The sequence below is a fragment of the Streptomyces sp. NPDC027663 genome, assembly GCF_055566415.1.
In genome coordinates this window covers 463,155-478,550 of record NZ_JBVHSK010000002.1, presented here as the reverse complement: position 1 = coordinate 478,550, position 15,396 = coordinate 463,155, and the positions used below count along the sequence as shown (strand labels likewise).

Sequence of the window (15,396 nt, the reverse complement as noted above, 5' to 3'; positions counted from 1 at the left end):
AACCAGGGGCCGGGATCAGGCCGTGTACGGCTCGGCCTTCAGGATCTTGACCGAGGCCTTCTTGCCGTTCGGCAGCTCGTACTCCGCGTCCTCGCCGACCTTGTGGCCGGTGACGCCCGCGCCGAGCGGGGACTGCGGGGAGTACGTCTCGATGTCGGCGCTCGCGTACTCGCGCGAGGCGAGCAGGAACGTCAGGGTGTCGTCCTCGTCACCGTCGAAGGCGATCGTGACGACCATGCCCGGCGCGACGGCACCGTCAGCGGCCGGCGCCTCGCCCACCTTGGCGTTCTCGAGGAGCTGGGTGAGCTGGCGCACGCGCAGCTCCTGCTTGCCCTGCTCCTCCTTGGCCGCGTGGTACCCGCCGTTCTCGCGCAGGTCGCCCTCCTCGCGCGCAGCCGCGATCTTGGCGGCGATCTCCGTGCGCGCAGGACCAGTAAGGTACTCAAGCTCGTCCTTGAGCTTGTTGTACGCCTCCTGGGTCAGCCAGGTGACGTTCTCGCTGGTCTGGGTCACAGGGTGCTCCTCGTCGGTACTGGGAAATACAAAGCATCGCCCTACCCAGAAGAATGTTCCCTCTTGGATGGGCGAAACCACGAGCCTAACAATTCCCCGGCGAAAGGGGGAGGACATAAGCCACAAGAATCGCATCGGCGCAGGTCGGCGGGGACGGATTCCGGGTGAAGCCGGGAGTGTGCGCCTGCCGTCAGCCGGCGTGACAGCCCAGCAGCTCGGCCGTCGTCCCCCGGGCCGTCGTACGGAGCGTCACGACCTTGTCGATCCGGGTGGCCGACCCGGAGAAGCGGAAGTCCGCCCGGCCCACCTCGGCGCCGTCGGCCGACTGGGAACGCAGGGTGCAGTAGCCGGAGGCGCCGGCGTCCTTGCGGACCTCCAGATGCGCCTGGACCGTGTCGTCGGACGCCTTGAAGGTGATCACCTCGGCGCTGATCTCGTTCTGCGCGATGTAGTGGTAGGCGAAGTAGCCGAGCAGGGCGAGAGCGACCCCGCCCAGTACGGAAGCGGCGATCCTGAGCCTGCGGTCGGCGCGCTTGTCGCGGTCGCCGGAGGCACGGCCGTAGCGGCCCTCGGGCAGCCGCGCGCTCGCCGTACTCATGATCGTCCTCTCCGCGGAATTTTTCGCCCCCCGATTCGGTCACTATAGAAGTCGCCGATCGCACCCCATGACGCGGGGGCGCCGACTTACCGAGGATTGAGTCTTGACTGACCAGTTGCGACTGATGGCCGTTCACGCGCACCCCGACGACGAGTCGAGCAAGGGCGCGGCCACCATGGCGAAGTACGTGTCCGAGGGGGTGGACGTGCTGGTGGTGACCTGCACCGGCGGAGAGCGCGGGTCCATCCTCAATCCCAAACTGCAGGGTGACAAGTACATCGAGGAGCACATCCACGAGGTACGCAAGAAGGAGATGGACGAGGCCCGCGAGATCCTGGGCGTGAAGCAGGAGTGGCTCGGGTTCGTCGACTCCGGGCTGCCCGAGGGCGACCCGCTGCCGCCGCTGCCCGAGGGCTGCTTCGCCCTGGAGGACGTCGACAAGGCGGCCGGTGAGCTGGTCAGGAAGATCCGCTCCTTCCGTCCGCAGGTGATCACCACCTACGACGAGAACGGCGGCTACCCGCACCCCGACCACATCATGACCCACAAGATCTCGATGGTGGCGTTCGAGGGCGCGGCGGACACCGAGAAGTACCCCGAGGCCGAGTTCGGGCCCGCCTACCAGCCGCTGAAGCTCTACTACAACCAGGGCTTCAACCGCCCCCGCACCGAGGCGCTGCACCACGCGATGCTGGACCGCGGCCTGGAGTCGCCGTACGGGGACTGGCTGAAGCGGTGGAAGGAGTTCGAGCGCACCGAGCGCACGCTGACCACGCACGTCCCGTGCGCGGACTTCTTCGAGATCCGCGACAAGGCGCTGATCGCGCACGCCACCCAGATCGACCCGGACGGCGGCTGGTTCAAGGTGCCGATGGAGGTGCAGAAGGAGGTCTGGCCGACGGAGGAGTACGAGCTGGCGAAGTCCCTCGTCGACACCTCCCTCCCCGAGGGCGACCTCTTCGCGGGCATCCGGGACAATGCCTGACATGAGCGCAAGCGTGAGCCTGGCAGTGACGCATCTCGTTCCCCTCGCCAAGGAGGTCGACGAGAAGAAGGTCACCCCCGGTGTCCTCGGCTTCATCGTGTTCGCGGTGATGGCCCTGGCCGTGTGGGGCCTGATGAAGTCGATGAACAAGCACATGCAGAAGGTCGACTTCAAGGAGTCTCCGGACGCCGGCGAGGGGCAGGGCGAGCGCACGGCCGGCCCCGCGGCCCGGCAGGGCTGACACGGGGGGTCAGCGCCCCGCCGGTACCGCCACCCCCATCACCTCCCGGGCGTGGCGGTCCGGAGTCATGCGCAGCCGCCAGGTCTGCCAGCCCGCCTCCAGCTGTACGCCCCGCTCCAGCAGCAGGGCGTACGCGGAGACGTAGTCGTCCAGCTTCTCGTCCCGGAGCGGGTGTGCGGCGCGGGCCAGCTGGGCCAGCTCCTCCTGGGCGACCGCGGTGCCGACGTCCACCCCGCCCGGTGCCGCGTACGGCAGCAGGGTGCAGCGCAGGAAGCGGGCCCAGTCCTCGCCGCGCAGGTCGCCGTAGGAAGTGAACAGGGTGAGCGCCTCGTCGCACAGCGCCAGCGCCTGCTGTGTACGGGCGTTGCCCGCGTCCACCACCGCCAGCTCCAGGCAGGTCCAGGCCTCGCCGTGGGCGACGCCGATGCGCTGGAAGTCCGCGCGCGCGTCCACCAGCAGCTGCCGGGCGAAGCCGGAGTTGCGCAGCGAGCCGGTCTGGGCGGCCCGCTGGTCCCGGGTCACCCGGGCCGAGTGGTGCCGGGCGCAGGCCAGGCCGTACACGTCCCGCATCCGCGAGAACATCGTCCGGGACCGCTCCAGCTCGCGGACCGACTGGTCCAGGTCGCCGGTCTCCTCCAGCGCCTGCCCCAGGTAGTACAGCGTCCACGCCTCACCGCGCGCGTCCTCGTTGTCCCGGTGCCGGGCGACCGCCCGGCGCAGGCTCTCCACGGCGGCCGGGGCATCGCCGGCCACCAGCCGCGCCCGCGCCAGCTGGGTCAGCGCCCACGCCTCACCCCGCGCGTCGCGGGTGCGGCCGTACCGCTCCAGAGCCGCCTGCAGCTCCGTCTCCGCGCGCGGTACGTCTCCCATCCGCAGCGCCAGCTGGCCCAGCTGGAAGTGCGCCCAGGCCTCGCCGTGCACCGAGCCGCCCTCGCGGTGCAGCACCAGGGAGCGGGTGAGCAGGTCCATCGCCTCGGCCAGCCGGGCGCGGTCGCGCTGGACGGCAGCCAGCGCGTGCATGGTCCAGGCCCGGTCCGTCGCCAGCTCCGGCGCCGCCTGCATGTCCAGCGCCTCCTGCAGCTTGGCCGCGGCCTCGGGCAGGTTGCCCTGGTGGTGCAGGGTGATGCCGAGCGAGCACAGCGCACGGGCCGCACCCGCGTCGTGGTGGGCCTCCCGGTACAGGTCCACGACCGAGGACAGCGTGCTGCGCGCCTTGTCCAGCTCGCCCAGCTGCCGGGCCGCGATACCGGTGCGCCACTGCACCGAACGCACGAGCAGCCCCTGGTCCACCGACTGCGCCAGCTCGCTGATCTCCCCGAGCCGGTACAGATCGCCGCGCAGCAGGCAGTAGTCGCACAGCGCGCCGAGCAGGTTCAGCACCGCCGCCTGGTTCACGCCCTCCGCGTGCCGCAGGGCCGCCGTGATGAAGCTGGACTCGTCGTCCAGCCAGCGCAGCGCCTCGTCGAGCGAGGGGAAGCCGTGCGCGCCGAACTGGTTCGACCGCGTCGACATGTTCCCGTCGACCAGGCGCAGCACCGACTCGGCCAGCTCCGCATAGTTCACGATCAGCCGCTCCTGCGCCGCCGCGCGCTCGGCCGGCTCCTCCTCGTCCAGCAGCCGGGCGTGCGCGAAGGCGCGCACCAGGTCGTGCAGCCGGTAGCGGCTGCCGCGTACATGGTCCAGCAGTCCGGCCCGGGTGAGCGCCGTCAGATGGCGGGTGGCCTCGGCCTCGTCGGTGGCGAGCAGCGCGGCTGCCGCCGCCGTGCCCATCGAGGCCCGGCCCGCCAGGGCGAGCCTGCGCAGCAGCCGGCGGGCGGGTTCCGGCTGGTCGGTGTAGCGCAGCCACAGGGCCCGCTCCACCGGTTCCACCGGGCCGTACGCCCCCAGGTCCGTGGCCAGCTGCCGGGGTGAGCGCGGGCCGAGCGCGGAGCCCGCGATGCGCAACGCCAGCGGCAGCCCGCCGCACAACTGACGGATTCCCTCGGCCGATTCGGCGTCGTACGGCCCCGCGGTGTCCTCGGCCGTCGCGGCCAGCAGTTCCTCGGCGCCCGCCGCGTCCAGCGGCTGCACCGGCAGCCGGTGCACCCAGGCCTCCAGGTCCGCGGGCAGGTCGAGCGGTGCGCGGGCGGTCACCAGGATCAGGCTGTCGGAACGCTCCGGGACCAGGGCGCGCACCTGCTCAGGGTCCGGGGCGTCGTCCAGCACGATCGTCACCGGCAGCCCGGTCAGATGCCGGTGGTACAGCTCGCCGAGCCGTTTGACCTGCTGGTCGGGGGAGGACCGCTCGCGGAACAGCAACTGCTCGCGGGGTGCGCCCAGCCGGTTGAGCAGATGCAGCAGGGCGTCCCGGGTGGCCAGCGGCGCCTCTTCCCGGCTGCCGCCGCGCAGGTCCACCACCACCGCGCCCCGGAAGTGGTCGCGCAGTTCGTGCGCCGCCCGCACCGCGAGCGTGGTCCGGCCGGAGCCGGGCTCGCCGTGCAGCACGACCACCGTCGGCCGGGTCTCGGTGGCCGCACGGGCCGCCTGCGCCCACTGTCTGATCCGGGCCAGCTCCGTCCGCCGCCCCGCGAACGGACCGTCGGCGTCCGGAAGCTGCCCGAACGACTGCTCCAGCACCGAGCGCCTCCGGGCCGCCGCGCTCTTGTCCGCACCACGCAGCGCCGGGCCGCCGCCGGCCTTCTTCGGGCCCGTGGAGGCGCTGAGCACCCGCTGCTGGTCCAGGAACGGGCGGATGCCCCGCACCTCCAGCGCGGTCAGCCACTGCAGCCGCAACTGCTCCGGGCCGCCGGGCTGGCCGGCCGCGCCCGCGCGCTGGTGGGCGGCGGGCAGATGGGAGCCGGCCACCTTCACCACCGAGGCCGCGGCACCCACCGCGGCCGCGGTGACGCCCGCGCCGAGGGCCGTGCCGGTGCCGGTACCGAGGGACAGGTCGGCCACGGCGGCACCGACCGCGGCAACGGCCGCCACCAGAAGGGCCGTTCCGGCGCCGTCGCGCGCATACCGCTGACCGAAGGACAGCCGCCCGGCCTCCGCGTCGTCCAGAGCGTGCGTATAGGCCTCGTACTCCTCGCCGGCCGCCCCTGCCATCGCGTCCAGCGCGCCACGCGCCCGCGACAGCAGCAGCTGACCGTCGATCCGCCCGCCCGAACGCCGTACCTCCTCCTCCACGGCCCGCACCAGCAACCGCTCGGCCTCGGCCCGATGACCGTCCCGCATGTCCCGTCCCCCTCCGGCGGCAACTCCTTTGTCTACGAGTGTCCTTCGGTGGACGCGGCAGCGCGAGAGGGTGACGATCGTCGGGATGTGGGAGAAGTGTGCGGGACTCCGCCCGCGGGCGCACGCGTTCACGGGTTCGCCGGTATCACAGCAGCCACAGCGGCCACAGCAGTCACAGCAATCAACCTCAGTCACGGCAACCACACCAGCCACACCAACCCCGCTGGGCCTGGTGGGTCGTCGGGATCGTGATCCCGCTGGTGGGAATCCTCGTCACGGTCCCGGTGAGCCGGCCCGGCGAAACTCGAGGTCACCGTCTGGGGCTGACGCTCGGCGTGCGGGTACTGCGGCAGGATGGACTCATGCCGAACCGACTGGCTCATGAGACGTCGCCGTACCTGCTCCAGCACGCCGACAACCCCGTCGACTGGTGGCCCTGGTCGGCCGCGGCCTTCGACGAGGCCCGCAGGACGAACAAACCCGTGCTGCTGAGCGTCGGGTACAGCAGCTGTCACTGGTGTCACGTCATGGCTCATGAGTCCTTCGAGGACCAGGCCACCGCCGACTACCTCAACGAGCACTTCGTCAGCGTCAAGGTCGACCGTGAGGAGCGGCCGGACGTGGACGCCGTCTACATGGAGGCCGTCCAGGCGGCCACCGGGCAGGGCGGCTGGCCCATGACCGTGTTCCTGACGGCGGACGCCGAACCCTTCTACTTCGGCACCTATTTCCCGCCCGCCCCGCGGCACGGCATGCCGTCGTTCCGGCAGGTGCTGGAGGGCGTCCAGCAGGCCTGGAGCACCCGCCGCGACGAGGTCGACGACATCGCCGGGAAGATCGTCCGCGATCTCTCCCAGCGGGAGATCGTCCGGCAGGCCGCCGAGGCGCCCGGCGAGCAGGAACTCGCGCAGGCCCTCCTCGGCCTCACCCGCGAGTACGACCCGCAGCGCGGCGGATTCGGCGGCGCGCCCAAGTTCCCGCCGTCCATGGTGCTGGAGTTCCTGCTGCGGCATCACGCGCGGACCGGCGCCGAGGGCGCGCTGCAGATGGCGCAGGACACGTGCGAGCGGATGGCCCGCGGCGGCATCTACGACCAGCTCGGCGGCGGGTTCGCCCGCTACTCCGTGGACCGCGACTGGATCGTGCCCCATTTTGAGAAGATGTTGTACGATAATGCCCTTTTGTGTCGGGTGTACGCCCATCTGTGGCGGGCCACCGGATCGGACCTGGCCCGGCGCGTCGCACTGGAGACCGCCGACTTCATGGTCCGCGAACTGTGCACCCCTGAAGGCGGTTTCGCCTCCGCCCTCGACGCCGACAGCGACGACGGCAGCGGGCGGCACGTGGAGGGCGCGTACTACGTGTGGACGCCCGAACAGCTCCGGAACGTCCTCGGCGACGACGCCGAACTCGCCGTCCAGTACTTCGGCGTGACCGAGGAGGGCACCTTTGAGCACGGGCAGTCCGTGCTCCAGCTTCCGCAGAGCGAAGGCGTTTTCGACGCCGGGACGGTGGCGTCCGTCAAGGCGCGGCTCCTGGCGAAGCGCGCCGAGCGGCCCGCACCCGGCCGGGACGACAAGGTCGTCGCCGCCTGGAACGGGCTCGCGGTCGCCGCACTCGCCGAGACCGGCGCCTACTTCGACCGTCCCGATCTGATCGAGGCCGCCGTCGGTGCCGCCGACCTGCTCGTCCGCGTCCACCTCGACGAACACGCCCGGCTCGCCCGCACCAGCAAGGACGGCCGCGTCGGCCCCAACGCGGGCGTCCTGGAGGATTACGCCGACGTCGCCGAGGGCTTCCTGGCACTCGCCTCGGTGACCGGCGAGGGCGTCTGGCTCGACTTCGCCGGGCTGCTCCTCGATCACGTGCTCACCCGGTTCGCCGACCCGGAGACCGGCGCCCTGTACGACACCGCCTCCGACGCCGAGCGGCTCATCCGCCGGCCCCAGGACCCCACCGACAACGCCGCCCCCTCCGGCTGGACCGCCGCGGCCGGCGCGCTGCTGAGCTACGCCGCCCACACCGGCTCCGAGTCCCACCGCACCGCCGCCGAGCGGGCCCTGGGGGTCGTGAAGACGCTCGGGCCGCGGGTTCCGCGGTTCATCGGCTGGGGGCTGGCAGGCGCGGAGGCGCTGCTCGACGGGCCGAAGGAGGTCGCGGTCGTCGGACCCTCCCTCGCCGACGAGGGGACGGCCGCCCTGCACCGCGCGGCCCTTCTCGGTACCGCCCCGGGCGCCGTCGTAGCGGTCGGCACGCCGGACAGTGACGAATTCCCGCTCCTCGCCGGCCGGCCGCTCCTCGCCGGTGAACCGGCGGCGTACGTCTGCCGTAACTTCACATGTGACGCTCCGACCGCCGATCCGGAGCAGCTGCGCGCGGCGGTGAATACGCGCTGAGCGGCGCGTTTCCGGGCAAGCGGACGGCTGGAACTGTCCGAAAGTGAGCAAGTGTTCGGAAAGATCCCGCTACTCGACGCACCGACACGAAACACGCTTTTTATCTGAACAGCTCCCGGACTTCACAGATCCCGCCTAGTCTCTCCACAGCGATGCAGCGGATGTGACGAACCGTCACTTCCGCAGGGGGGTTATCGGATCTGGGGGGATCTGTTTGCTGACGTCTGTCTTCATCGCTGCCGTCTCGCTTGCTCTTTTCTGGATGGCAGCCTTCACCCTGTGGTGGCAGATGCACGCGTGGCGCACGCCCGAGGTGCTCGCCTCCACCCGGTTCGGCAGACCGGACGGCGCCGAGCACCTGTCGTTCTCACTGCTCCTGCCGGCACGGCACGAGCAGGCCGTGCTCGACCACACCATCCAGCGGCTGCTGGAGTCCACACACGCCGACTTCGAGATCATCGTGATCGTCGGACACGACGACCCCGAGACCACCGCGGTGGCCGAGAAGGCCGCCGGCCGGGACCCGCGGGTGCGGGTGGTCGTCGACACCCACGACAAGAAGAACAAGCCCAAGGCCATGAACACGGCGCTGCCGCACTGCCGCGGCGACGTCGTCGGGGTCTTCGACGCCGAGGACCAGGTCCATCCCGAACTGCTCGCCCACGTCGACCACGCGTTCCGGACCACCGGTGCGGACGTCGTCCAGGGCGGAGTGCAGCTCATCAACTTCCACTCCAGCTGGTACAGCCTGCGCAACTGCCTGGAGTACTTCTTCTGGTTCCGTTCCCGGCTGCACCTGCACGCGCAGAAGGGGTTCATCCCGCTCGGCGGCAACACCGTCTTCGTCCGCACCGACGTGCTGCGCGAGGCGGACGGCTGGGACCCCAACTGCCTCGCCGAGGACTGCGACCTGGGCGTCCGGCTGTCCAGCGTCGGCAAGAAGGTCGTCGTCGCCTACGACTCCGACATGGTCACCCGCGAGGAGACCCCGGGCACGCTGATGTCGCTGCTGAAGCAGCGCACCCGCTGGAACCAGGGCTTCCTCCAGGTCTACCGGAAGAAGGACTGGAAGCAACTGCCGGGATTCGGGCAGCGGTTGCTCGCCCGGTACACGCTGATGACGCCGTTCCTGCAGGCGTTCTCCGGCGTGATCATCCCGCTGAACGCGGCCGTCGCGCTCTTCCTGGACGTGCCCGTCGGGGTCGCCTTCCTCACCTTCCTGCCGCTGGTCACCGCCGCCGTCACCTTCGTGTTCGAGGTGGTCGGGCTGCACGACTTCGGCAAGCAGTACGGCCTCCGGGTCCGTTTCGTCCACTACGTCAAGCTCATCGTGGGCGGTCCCTTCTACCAGGTACTCCTCGCAGGAGCCGCGATCCGCGCCGTGTGGCGCGAGCAGCGCGGCCGTAACGACTGGGAGCTGACCACCCACGTCGGCGCGCACCTCACCGCGGCCGAGCCGATCCGAGAGGACGTTCCCGCGTGACCTCGACTCTTCCCGCGGTGACCGGAGCGAAGGTCCCCGCGCAACGCCGGCCTGCGCCCACGACTCGTTCGACCGGTCGAACGCAGCCTCCGGTGAGGCTCCGCTCCTCCCGTTCCGACCTGCTGCTCTGCGGTGTCCTGCTCATGGCGATCCTCGTCGTCCAGGGCTGGAACATCGCCGCCTACCCGACCCTCAGCGACGACGAGGGCACCTACCTCGCCCAGGCCTGGGCCGTCCAGGAGGGCCGGGGCCTCGCCCACTACACCTACTGGTACGACCACCCGCCGCTCGGCTGGATCCAGATAGCCCTGCTCACCTGGATCCCCTCCGTGCTCAGCCCCGACTCCATGACCGTCGGCGCCATGCGGATCACCATGCTCGTGATCAGCGGGACCAGCGCGGTCCTCGTCTACGTCCTGGGCCGCCGGCTCTCCCTGCCGCGCTGGGCCGCCGGACTCGGCATGGCCCTCTTCGGGCTCTCCCCGCTCGCGGTCGTCCTCAGCCGGGAGATCTTCCTCGACAACATCGCCGTGATGTGGCTGCTGCTGGCGTTCTGCCTCGCCGCCTCGCCCAGCCGCCACCTCTGGCACCACTTCGGCGCGGGCCTCGCCGCCGCCGCGGGCGTCCTCACCAAGGAGACGATGCTCGTCGTCCTGCCCGCCCTGTTCGTCACCATGTGGCGGCACAGCCACCGCGACACCCGCAAGTTCGCCCTCACCGGAGCCGTCACCGCCTGCGCCCTGATCGGCTTCTCCTACCCGCTCTTCGCCCTGCTGAAGGGCGAGCTGTTCCCGGGCAGCGGACACGTCTCACTGCTGGACGGCATCAAGTACCAGATGTCCCGGCCCGGTTCGGGATTCGTCCTCGACCCGGACTCCGGTTCGTACGGGGTGCTGCACTCCTGGCTGTACTACGACCGCGTCCTGCCCCTCGGCGGACTCGCCGGCGCCCTCCTGCTCATCCTCACCTGGCGCTGGTCGGTCACCGCCCGCGCCCTCGCCGGTCCTGCCCTGGCGGTGGCGATCCTCGCCGCCGTGGCGATGCGCCCGGACGGCTACCTGCCCGCCATGTACGTCATCGGCGCGCTGCCCTTCCTCGCCCTGGTGCTGGCCGGCGGCGCGGCCTCCGTGGCCCACGCGGTGCTGCGGCGGTGGCGTGCCGAGGGCGAGAAGCGGGCCGTCTCGGCCGGCCGGTACGCGCTGGCCGCCGTCCTCGCGCTCGCCGCGGGCGCCTACGTCGTCCCGCACTGGTACGACGGCACCCGCACCGCCCTCACCGCCGACGCCAACAAGCCCTACCGGCAGGCGTCCCACTGGCTCGGCAGCAAGGTGGACGACCCGGAGGACACCCGGGTCCTCGTCGACGACGCCCTGTGGCTCGACCTCGTGCACGCCGGGTACCGGCCCGGGCTCGGGGCCGTCTGGTTCTACAAGGCCGACCTCGACCCCGCCGTCACCAAGACCATGCCGCGGGGCTGGCGGGACCTCGACTACGTCGTCGCCTCGCCGACCGTCCGCCGGGACGCCAAGGACCTGCCCAACGTCCGGGCTGCCATCGAGCACTCCACGCCGGTCGCCACCTTCGGCACCGGCGACGACCGCATCGAGATCCGGCAGATCCAGGCGGCGACCGCGGGAGGCGTCCGATGACGAACCACGAGTACACCACCCCCGTTCCCGGCCTCGACGCCGTCGAGGTACCGGAGCCCGGGGCCGTCACCATCGTCGTACCGACCTTCAACGAGTCGGGGAACGTCCGCCGGCTGCTGCACCTGATCACCGAGTCGGTGCCCGCCCGGCTGCCCTGTGAGGTCGTCTTCGTGGACGACTCCACCGACGACACCCCCGACGTGATCGAGAAGGCCGCCCAGGACTGTCCGTTCCCGGTGGCCGTCGTGCACCGCGAGGATCCCGTCGGCGGGCTCGGCGGGGCCGTGGTCGAGGGACTGAAGGCGGCCGGCTCGGAGTGGATCGTCGTCATGGACGGCGACTGCCAGCATCCGCCGTCCCTGGTCCCGGATCTGGTCGCCACCGGGGAGCGGGCCGCGGCCGAACTCGTCGTCGCCTCCCGGTACATCGAGGGCGGCAGCCGGGCCGGGCTCGCCGGCGGCTACCGGGTGGCCGTCTCGCGCGGCGCGACCTGGCTCACCAAGGCCCTGTTCCCGCGCCGGCTGCACGGCATCAGCGACCCGATGAGCGGGTTCTTCGCCATCCGCCGCAGCGCGGTCACCCCGGACGTCCTCAGGCCCCTCGGCTACAAGATCCTGCTCGAACTGGCCGTGCGCAGCCGCCCCCGCAGGGTCGCCGAGGTGCCGTTCGTCTTCCAGGACCGGTTCGCCGGCGAGTCCAAGTCCACGGCCAGGGAAGGCTTCCGCTTCCTGCGCCACCTCGCCGGACTGCGCACCGCCACGCCCCTCGCCCGCCTGATCGGCTTCGGGCTGATCGGCGCGAGCGGATTCGTGCCCAACCTGCTGGGCCTGTACGCCTTCACCGCCCTCGGCCTGCACTACCTGCCCGCCGAGATCCTCGCCAACCAGCTGGGCGTCGCCTGGAACTTCCTGCTCATCGAGCAGTTGCTGTTCCGGGACCGGCGCGAGCACCGCCGCGGCTGGGACCGGCTCGGCCGGTTCGCCCTGCTCGCCAACGCCGACCTCGTGCTGCGCATCCCGCTCATCGCGCTGCTCGTGCACCGGTTCGGCATGGGCGCCCTGCCGGCCACGGCGCTCGCGCTGGTGCTGACGTTCGTCCTGCGCTTCGCGGGCACCGAAGCGCTGGTCTATCTCCCGCGCCGCCGAGCCGGGAACCGTACGACCGCAAGGAGAGCCGTGTGAGCAGATACCGCAGACGGACCGCGCTGGTCGGGGTGGGCGCCCTGACCGCCGGTCTGCTCCTCACCTCACCGCAGAGCGCGGAGGCCGCCAACCTCGTCAAGAACCCCGGCTTCGAGACCGCAGGCACCGGCGACATGCCGTACTGCTGGGAGAAATCGGGCTGGGGCGACAACGACTTCACTTTCGCGACCACCTCCGACGCCCACTCCGGCGCCAGAGCGATGAAGGTCTCGCTGACCCGGCGGGTCGACGGAGACCGCAAGGCGCTGATCACCGAGTCCACCGACTGCGCGCCGGTGGTCTCCGTCGGCAAGCAGTACGACCTCGGGCTCTGGTACAAGACCACCACACCCGACGCCAACATCACCCTGTTCCGGCACGACACCACGGCCGGCTGGCAGTACTGGACCGACCTCAAGACCCTCGGGGTCGCCTCCGGCTGGACGCAGGCCACGGTCCGCACCCCCGAGGTCCCGGCCGGCACCGACCGGATCACCTGGGGTGTCTCCGTCTACGGCACCGGCTCGGCGACCACCGACGACTACACCATGGAGCAGGTCGCCGTCCCGCTCCCGCCCGCCCGGTGCACCGGGAGCGCCGACCAGTGCGCCAACGGCAGCTGGTCGGTGCTGGCGACGAAGAACCCCGTCCGCTCCATGCACTCCGTCGTCCTCAGCAACGGCAAGGTGCTGCTCATCGCCGGCTCCGGCAACAGCGAGGAGCAGTTCAACGCGGGCACGTTCACCTCCGCGGTGTACGACCCGGCCAAGGGCACCTACAAGGTCGTCCCCACGCCCAAGGACATGTTCTGCGCCGGCCATGTCCAGCTCCAGGACGGCCGGGTGCTCGTCATGAGCGGCAACAAGGCGTACCCGGTCGCGGGCGGGCACGGCTACGAGGGCTTCAAGGACTCGTACATCTTCGACCCGAAGACCGAGACCTACAGCAAGACCAACGACATGAACGACGGCCACTGGTACCCGTCGGCGACCGAACTCGGCAACGGTGACGTCATCTCCTTCGGCGGTCTCCGCGAGGACTCCACCGGATCGGTGACCGCCGAGCGCTGGTCGGACAAGGACCGGCAGTGGCAGCCACTGTGGAAGGTCAACCAGACCTGGTCGTACTGGGGTCTGTACCCGGCGATGATCCTCATGCAGGACGGCCGGCTCTTCTACTCGGGCAGCCACGTCTTCGGCAACAACATCCCCGGCACCGGCTCGGCCGTCTACGACTACGACGCCAACACGGTCACGCAGATCCCCGGCCTGCAGAAGAAGGACGAGCGCGACCAGTCGGCGTCCGTGCTGCTGCCCCCGGCGCAGGACCAGAAGGTGCTCACCCTCGGCGGTGGCAACATCGACTCCAACCCCGACGCGAACCGGCTCACCGATCTGATCGACCTCAAGCAGCCGAACCCGTCGTACGTCGCCGGGCCGCCGCTTCCGCAGGGCACGGTCGACCTCGGCGGCGGCAAGATCGCCGAGACCGGCAACCAGGGCAAGATGTACGTCTCCGCCGTCCTGCTGCCCGACGGCAAGGTGCTGGAGACCGGCGGCGCCCTGCACAACCGGGCCGACCCGGTGTACGAGTCCTCGATCTACGACCCGGGGACGAACACCTTCGACCCGGTGGCCGCCGACCCCGAAGCCCGCGGCTACCACTCCTCGGCGTTCCTGCTGCCCGACGGCCGGGTGATGGCCACGGGCGACAACCCGGGCAACGGCACCTGGAACCACAACGTGTCCGTCTACACCCCGCCCTACCTCTACCAGGGCACCCGGCCGGCGATCACCTCGGTGATCAACCAGGAGTGGAAGTACGGCGACACGCAGCGGATCACGGTCGACCGGCCCATCGCCAGGGCGGAACTCATCCGCCCGGCCGCGGTGACCCACTCCTCCGACCCGAACCAGCGCTTCGTCGACCTGCCGCTGTCGGTGGAGGGCAACAACGTCGACCTGAACGTCACGAACAACCCCAACCTGGCCCCGCCCGGCTGGTACATGCTCTTCGCGGTCGACGCGAACGGGGTGCCGTCGGTGGCCAAGTGGGTGCACCTGACGGGACCGACGGCCCTGAGCGCCTCCGCCGCCTCCCCGCACGTGCACTCCTTCGCCGACTCGCTGACCGGCAAGGTCACCGGCCCCGGCAAGAAGCGGACGTCACAGAAGGTGAGCCCGGTCGTCTCCGGCTGCGACCGGCACTACGGCTCGGTCAACGTGTGCGTACCGACGGTGTTTCCGCCGAAGGTGAAGAAGACGGCTGCGGCTCGCTGTACCTGGCTGAAGCAGAACCACTACGGACGTCTGAAGGTCAACGGCGGTGACGATCCCCTCGGACTGGACCGCAACGGGGACAAGGTCGCGTGCGGGAAGGGAGACGTGCGGTAGTCACTTCCGTCCGCTGAAGTCCGCGAGGGCGCGTGCCACGATCGCTTCGAGCTGGTCGTGGTGCGCGCCCTTCCAGTACGCGCGACCGCAGTCCGTGCACTGGGCGAAGACATCGTACGACCGCTGCGTGCCGCCCTTGAGCTGGTCGGCCACCTCTTCCTTGGTGGCCTCCTCGAGCAGGCCGTTGCAGGCGGTGCAGCGGGTCCAGGGGCGCAGCTCGGGGGCGAAGCGGTCCAGGACGTCGTGGAGCTGGTCGTCGGGGCGGGTGCTGTAGACGAACGCGCCGGCCCACAGTTCCCGGCGGCGCAGCAGGCCACGGTCGCGGCTGAGCATCACCCGCTTCTCGGCCGCCGAGCGGGCGGCGAGTGCCGGGTCGCCGATGTCCGTCGACTCGTACGCCGCGTCCACGCCGAGCAGTCGCAGCCGGCGGGCAAGGGTGCCGAGGTGGACGTCGAGGAGGAAGCGGAGCGGTGCGCCGGGGACCTGCTGGGGTCGTTCCACCGCACGGACCGAGACACGCTCGCCGGCCGCCGGGATGTGCGAGACGGGCACCTCGTGGTCGTCCACGACCAGGGTGCCGACCTCGGTGAGCGGGACGCCGAGGGACTCGACCACGTGACCGAGCGTCGAGACGCCGTCCGTGGCCAGGGCCGTGGCTCCGCCGCGGCGGGCGGCCGGCACGAACAGATGGAGTTCCGGGGCGACTTCGACGTGGATCTCGGGTCGGTTCACCCTGTCAGG

The 15,396-nt window shown here is 70.9% G+C and carries 11 protein-coding genes; 7 read left to right on the top strand and 4 right to left on the bottom strand.

What is annotated here, in order from left to right; genetic code table 11:
* Positions 1–15 precede the first annotated feature (15 nt).
* A complete protein-coding gene (greA, locus tag ACZ4SF_RS07010) occupies positions 16–513 on the bottom strand; it encodes a transcription elongation factor GreA (protein WP_468379320.1) in 498 nt (165 codons plus the stop codon).
* Between the two features lie 190 nt (positions 514–703).
* Positions 704–1,111, bottom strand: coding sequence for a DUF4307 domain-containing protein (locus tag ACZ4SF_RS07005; protein ID WP_468379317.1), 408 nt, complete (start codon positions 1,109–1,111; stop codon positions 704–706).
* Between the two features lie 103 nt (positions 1,112–1,214).
* Between ACZ4SF_RS07005 and mca the strand changes: the two genes are divergently transcribed.
* Positions 1,215–2,096 carry a mycothiol conjugate amidase Mca gene (mca, locus tag ACZ4SF_RS07000; RefSeq protein ID WP_468379314.1) on the top strand — a complete coding sequence of 294 codons (882 nt, stop codon included), beginning with the start codon at positions 1,215–1,217 and terminating at the stop codon, positions 2,094–2,096.
* Positions 2,089–2,337: a hypothetical protein gene (locus ACZ4SF_RS06995; RefSeq protein ID WP_468379312.1), complete on the top strand. Its 249-nt coding sequence runs from the start codon at positions 2,089–2,091 to the stop codon at positions 2,335–2,337. The genes mca and ACZ4SF_RS06995 overlap by 8 nt, the downstream gene beginning before the upstream one ends.
* Before the next feature lie 9 nt (positions 2,338–2,346).
* Here the strand turns inward: ACZ4SF_RS06995 and ACZ4SF_RS06990 are convergent, their stop codons facing one another.
* Positions 2,347–5,553, bottom strand: coding sequence for a tetratricopeptide repeat protein (locus tag ACZ4SF_RS06990; RefSeq protein WP_468379309.1), 3,207 nt, complete (start codon positions 5,551–5,553; stop codon positions 2,347–2,349).
* A gap of 362 nt (positions 5,554–5,915) precedes the next feature.
* Here ACZ4SF_RS06990 and ACZ4SF_RS06985 point away from each other — a divergent pair, with 362 nt between their 5' ends.
* The 5 genes from ACZ4SF_RS06985 to ACZ4SF_RS06965 all read left to right on the top strand — a co-directional run bounded on the left by ACZ4SF_RS06985 (position 5,916) and on the right by ACZ4SF_RS06965 (position 14,655).
* Positions 5,916–7,949 carry a thioredoxin domain-containing protein gene (locus tag ACZ4SF_RS06985; protein ID WP_468379306.1) on the top strand — a complete coding sequence of 678 codons (2,034 nt, stop codon included), beginning with the start codon at positions 5,916–5,918 and terminating at the stop codon, positions 7,947–7,949.
* Between the two features lie 214 nt (positions 7,950–8,163).
* Positions 8,164–9,432, top strand: a complete 1,269-nt coding sequence (locus tag ACZ4SF_RS06980; RefSeq protein WP_468379303.1) for a glycosyltransferase — start codon at positions 8,164–8,166, stop codon at positions 9,430–9,432.
* Positions 9,429–11,081, top strand: coding sequence for an ArnT family glycosyltransferase (locus ACZ4SF_RS06975; protein WP_468379301.1), 1,653 nt, complete (start codon positions 9,429–9,431; stop codon positions 11,079–11,081). The genes ACZ4SF_RS06980 and ACZ4SF_RS06975 overlap by 4 nt, the downstream gene beginning before the upstream one ends.
* On the top strand, positions 11,078–12,262 hold the full coding sequence (locus ACZ4SF_RS06970) for a glycosyltransferase (protein WP_468379298.1): 1,185 nt from the start codon (positions 11,078–11,080) through the stop codon (positions 12,260–12,262). Before ACZ4SF_RS06975 ends, ACZ4SF_RS06970 begins: the two co-directional genes overlap by 4 nt.
* Entirely contained in the window at positions 12,259–14,655 is a 2,397-nt protein-coding gene (locus ACZ4SF_RS06965; protein ID WP_468379295.1) for a galactose oxidase-like domain-containing protein, read from the top strand. The genes ACZ4SF_RS06970 and ACZ4SF_RS06965 overlap by 4 nt, the downstream gene beginning before the upstream one ends.
* On the opposite strand, the gene ACZ4SF_RS06960 is transcribed toward ACZ4SF_RS06965, so the two are convergent.
* Positions 14,656–15,387 (bottom strand): Mut7-C RNAse domain-containing protein, encoded by a 732-nt coding sequence (locus ACZ4SF_RS06960; protein ID WP_468379291.1) that lies wholly within the window; start codon positions 15,385–15,387, stop codon positions 14,656–14,658.
* Positions 15,388–15,396 lie beyond the last annotated feature (9 nt).

Excerpts from the sequence above, each read along its gene's own strand:
- ACZ4SF_RS07005 (WP_468379317.1), bottom strand. The coding sequence starts at position 1,111 with ATGAGTACGGCGAGCGCGCGGCTGCCCGAGGGCCGCTACGGCCGTGCC.
- ACZ4SF_RS06970 (WP_468379298.1), top strand. The coding sequence starts at position 11,078 with ATGACGAACCACGAGTACACCACCCCCGTTCCCGGCCTCGACGCCGTC.
- ACZ4SF_RS06990 (WP_468379309.1), bottom strand. The coding sequence starts at position 5,553 with ATGCGGGACGGTCATCGGGCCGAGGCCGAGCGGTTGCTGGTGCGGGCC.
- ACZ4SF_RS06995 (WP_468379312.1), top strand. The coding sequence starts at position 2,089 with ATGCCTGACATGAGCGCAAGCGTGAGCCTGGCAGTGACGCATCTCGTT.
- ACZ4SF_RS06985 (WP_468379306.1), top strand. The coding sequence starts at position 5,916 with ATGCCGAACCGACTGGCTCATGAGACGTCGCCGTACCTGCTCCAGCAC.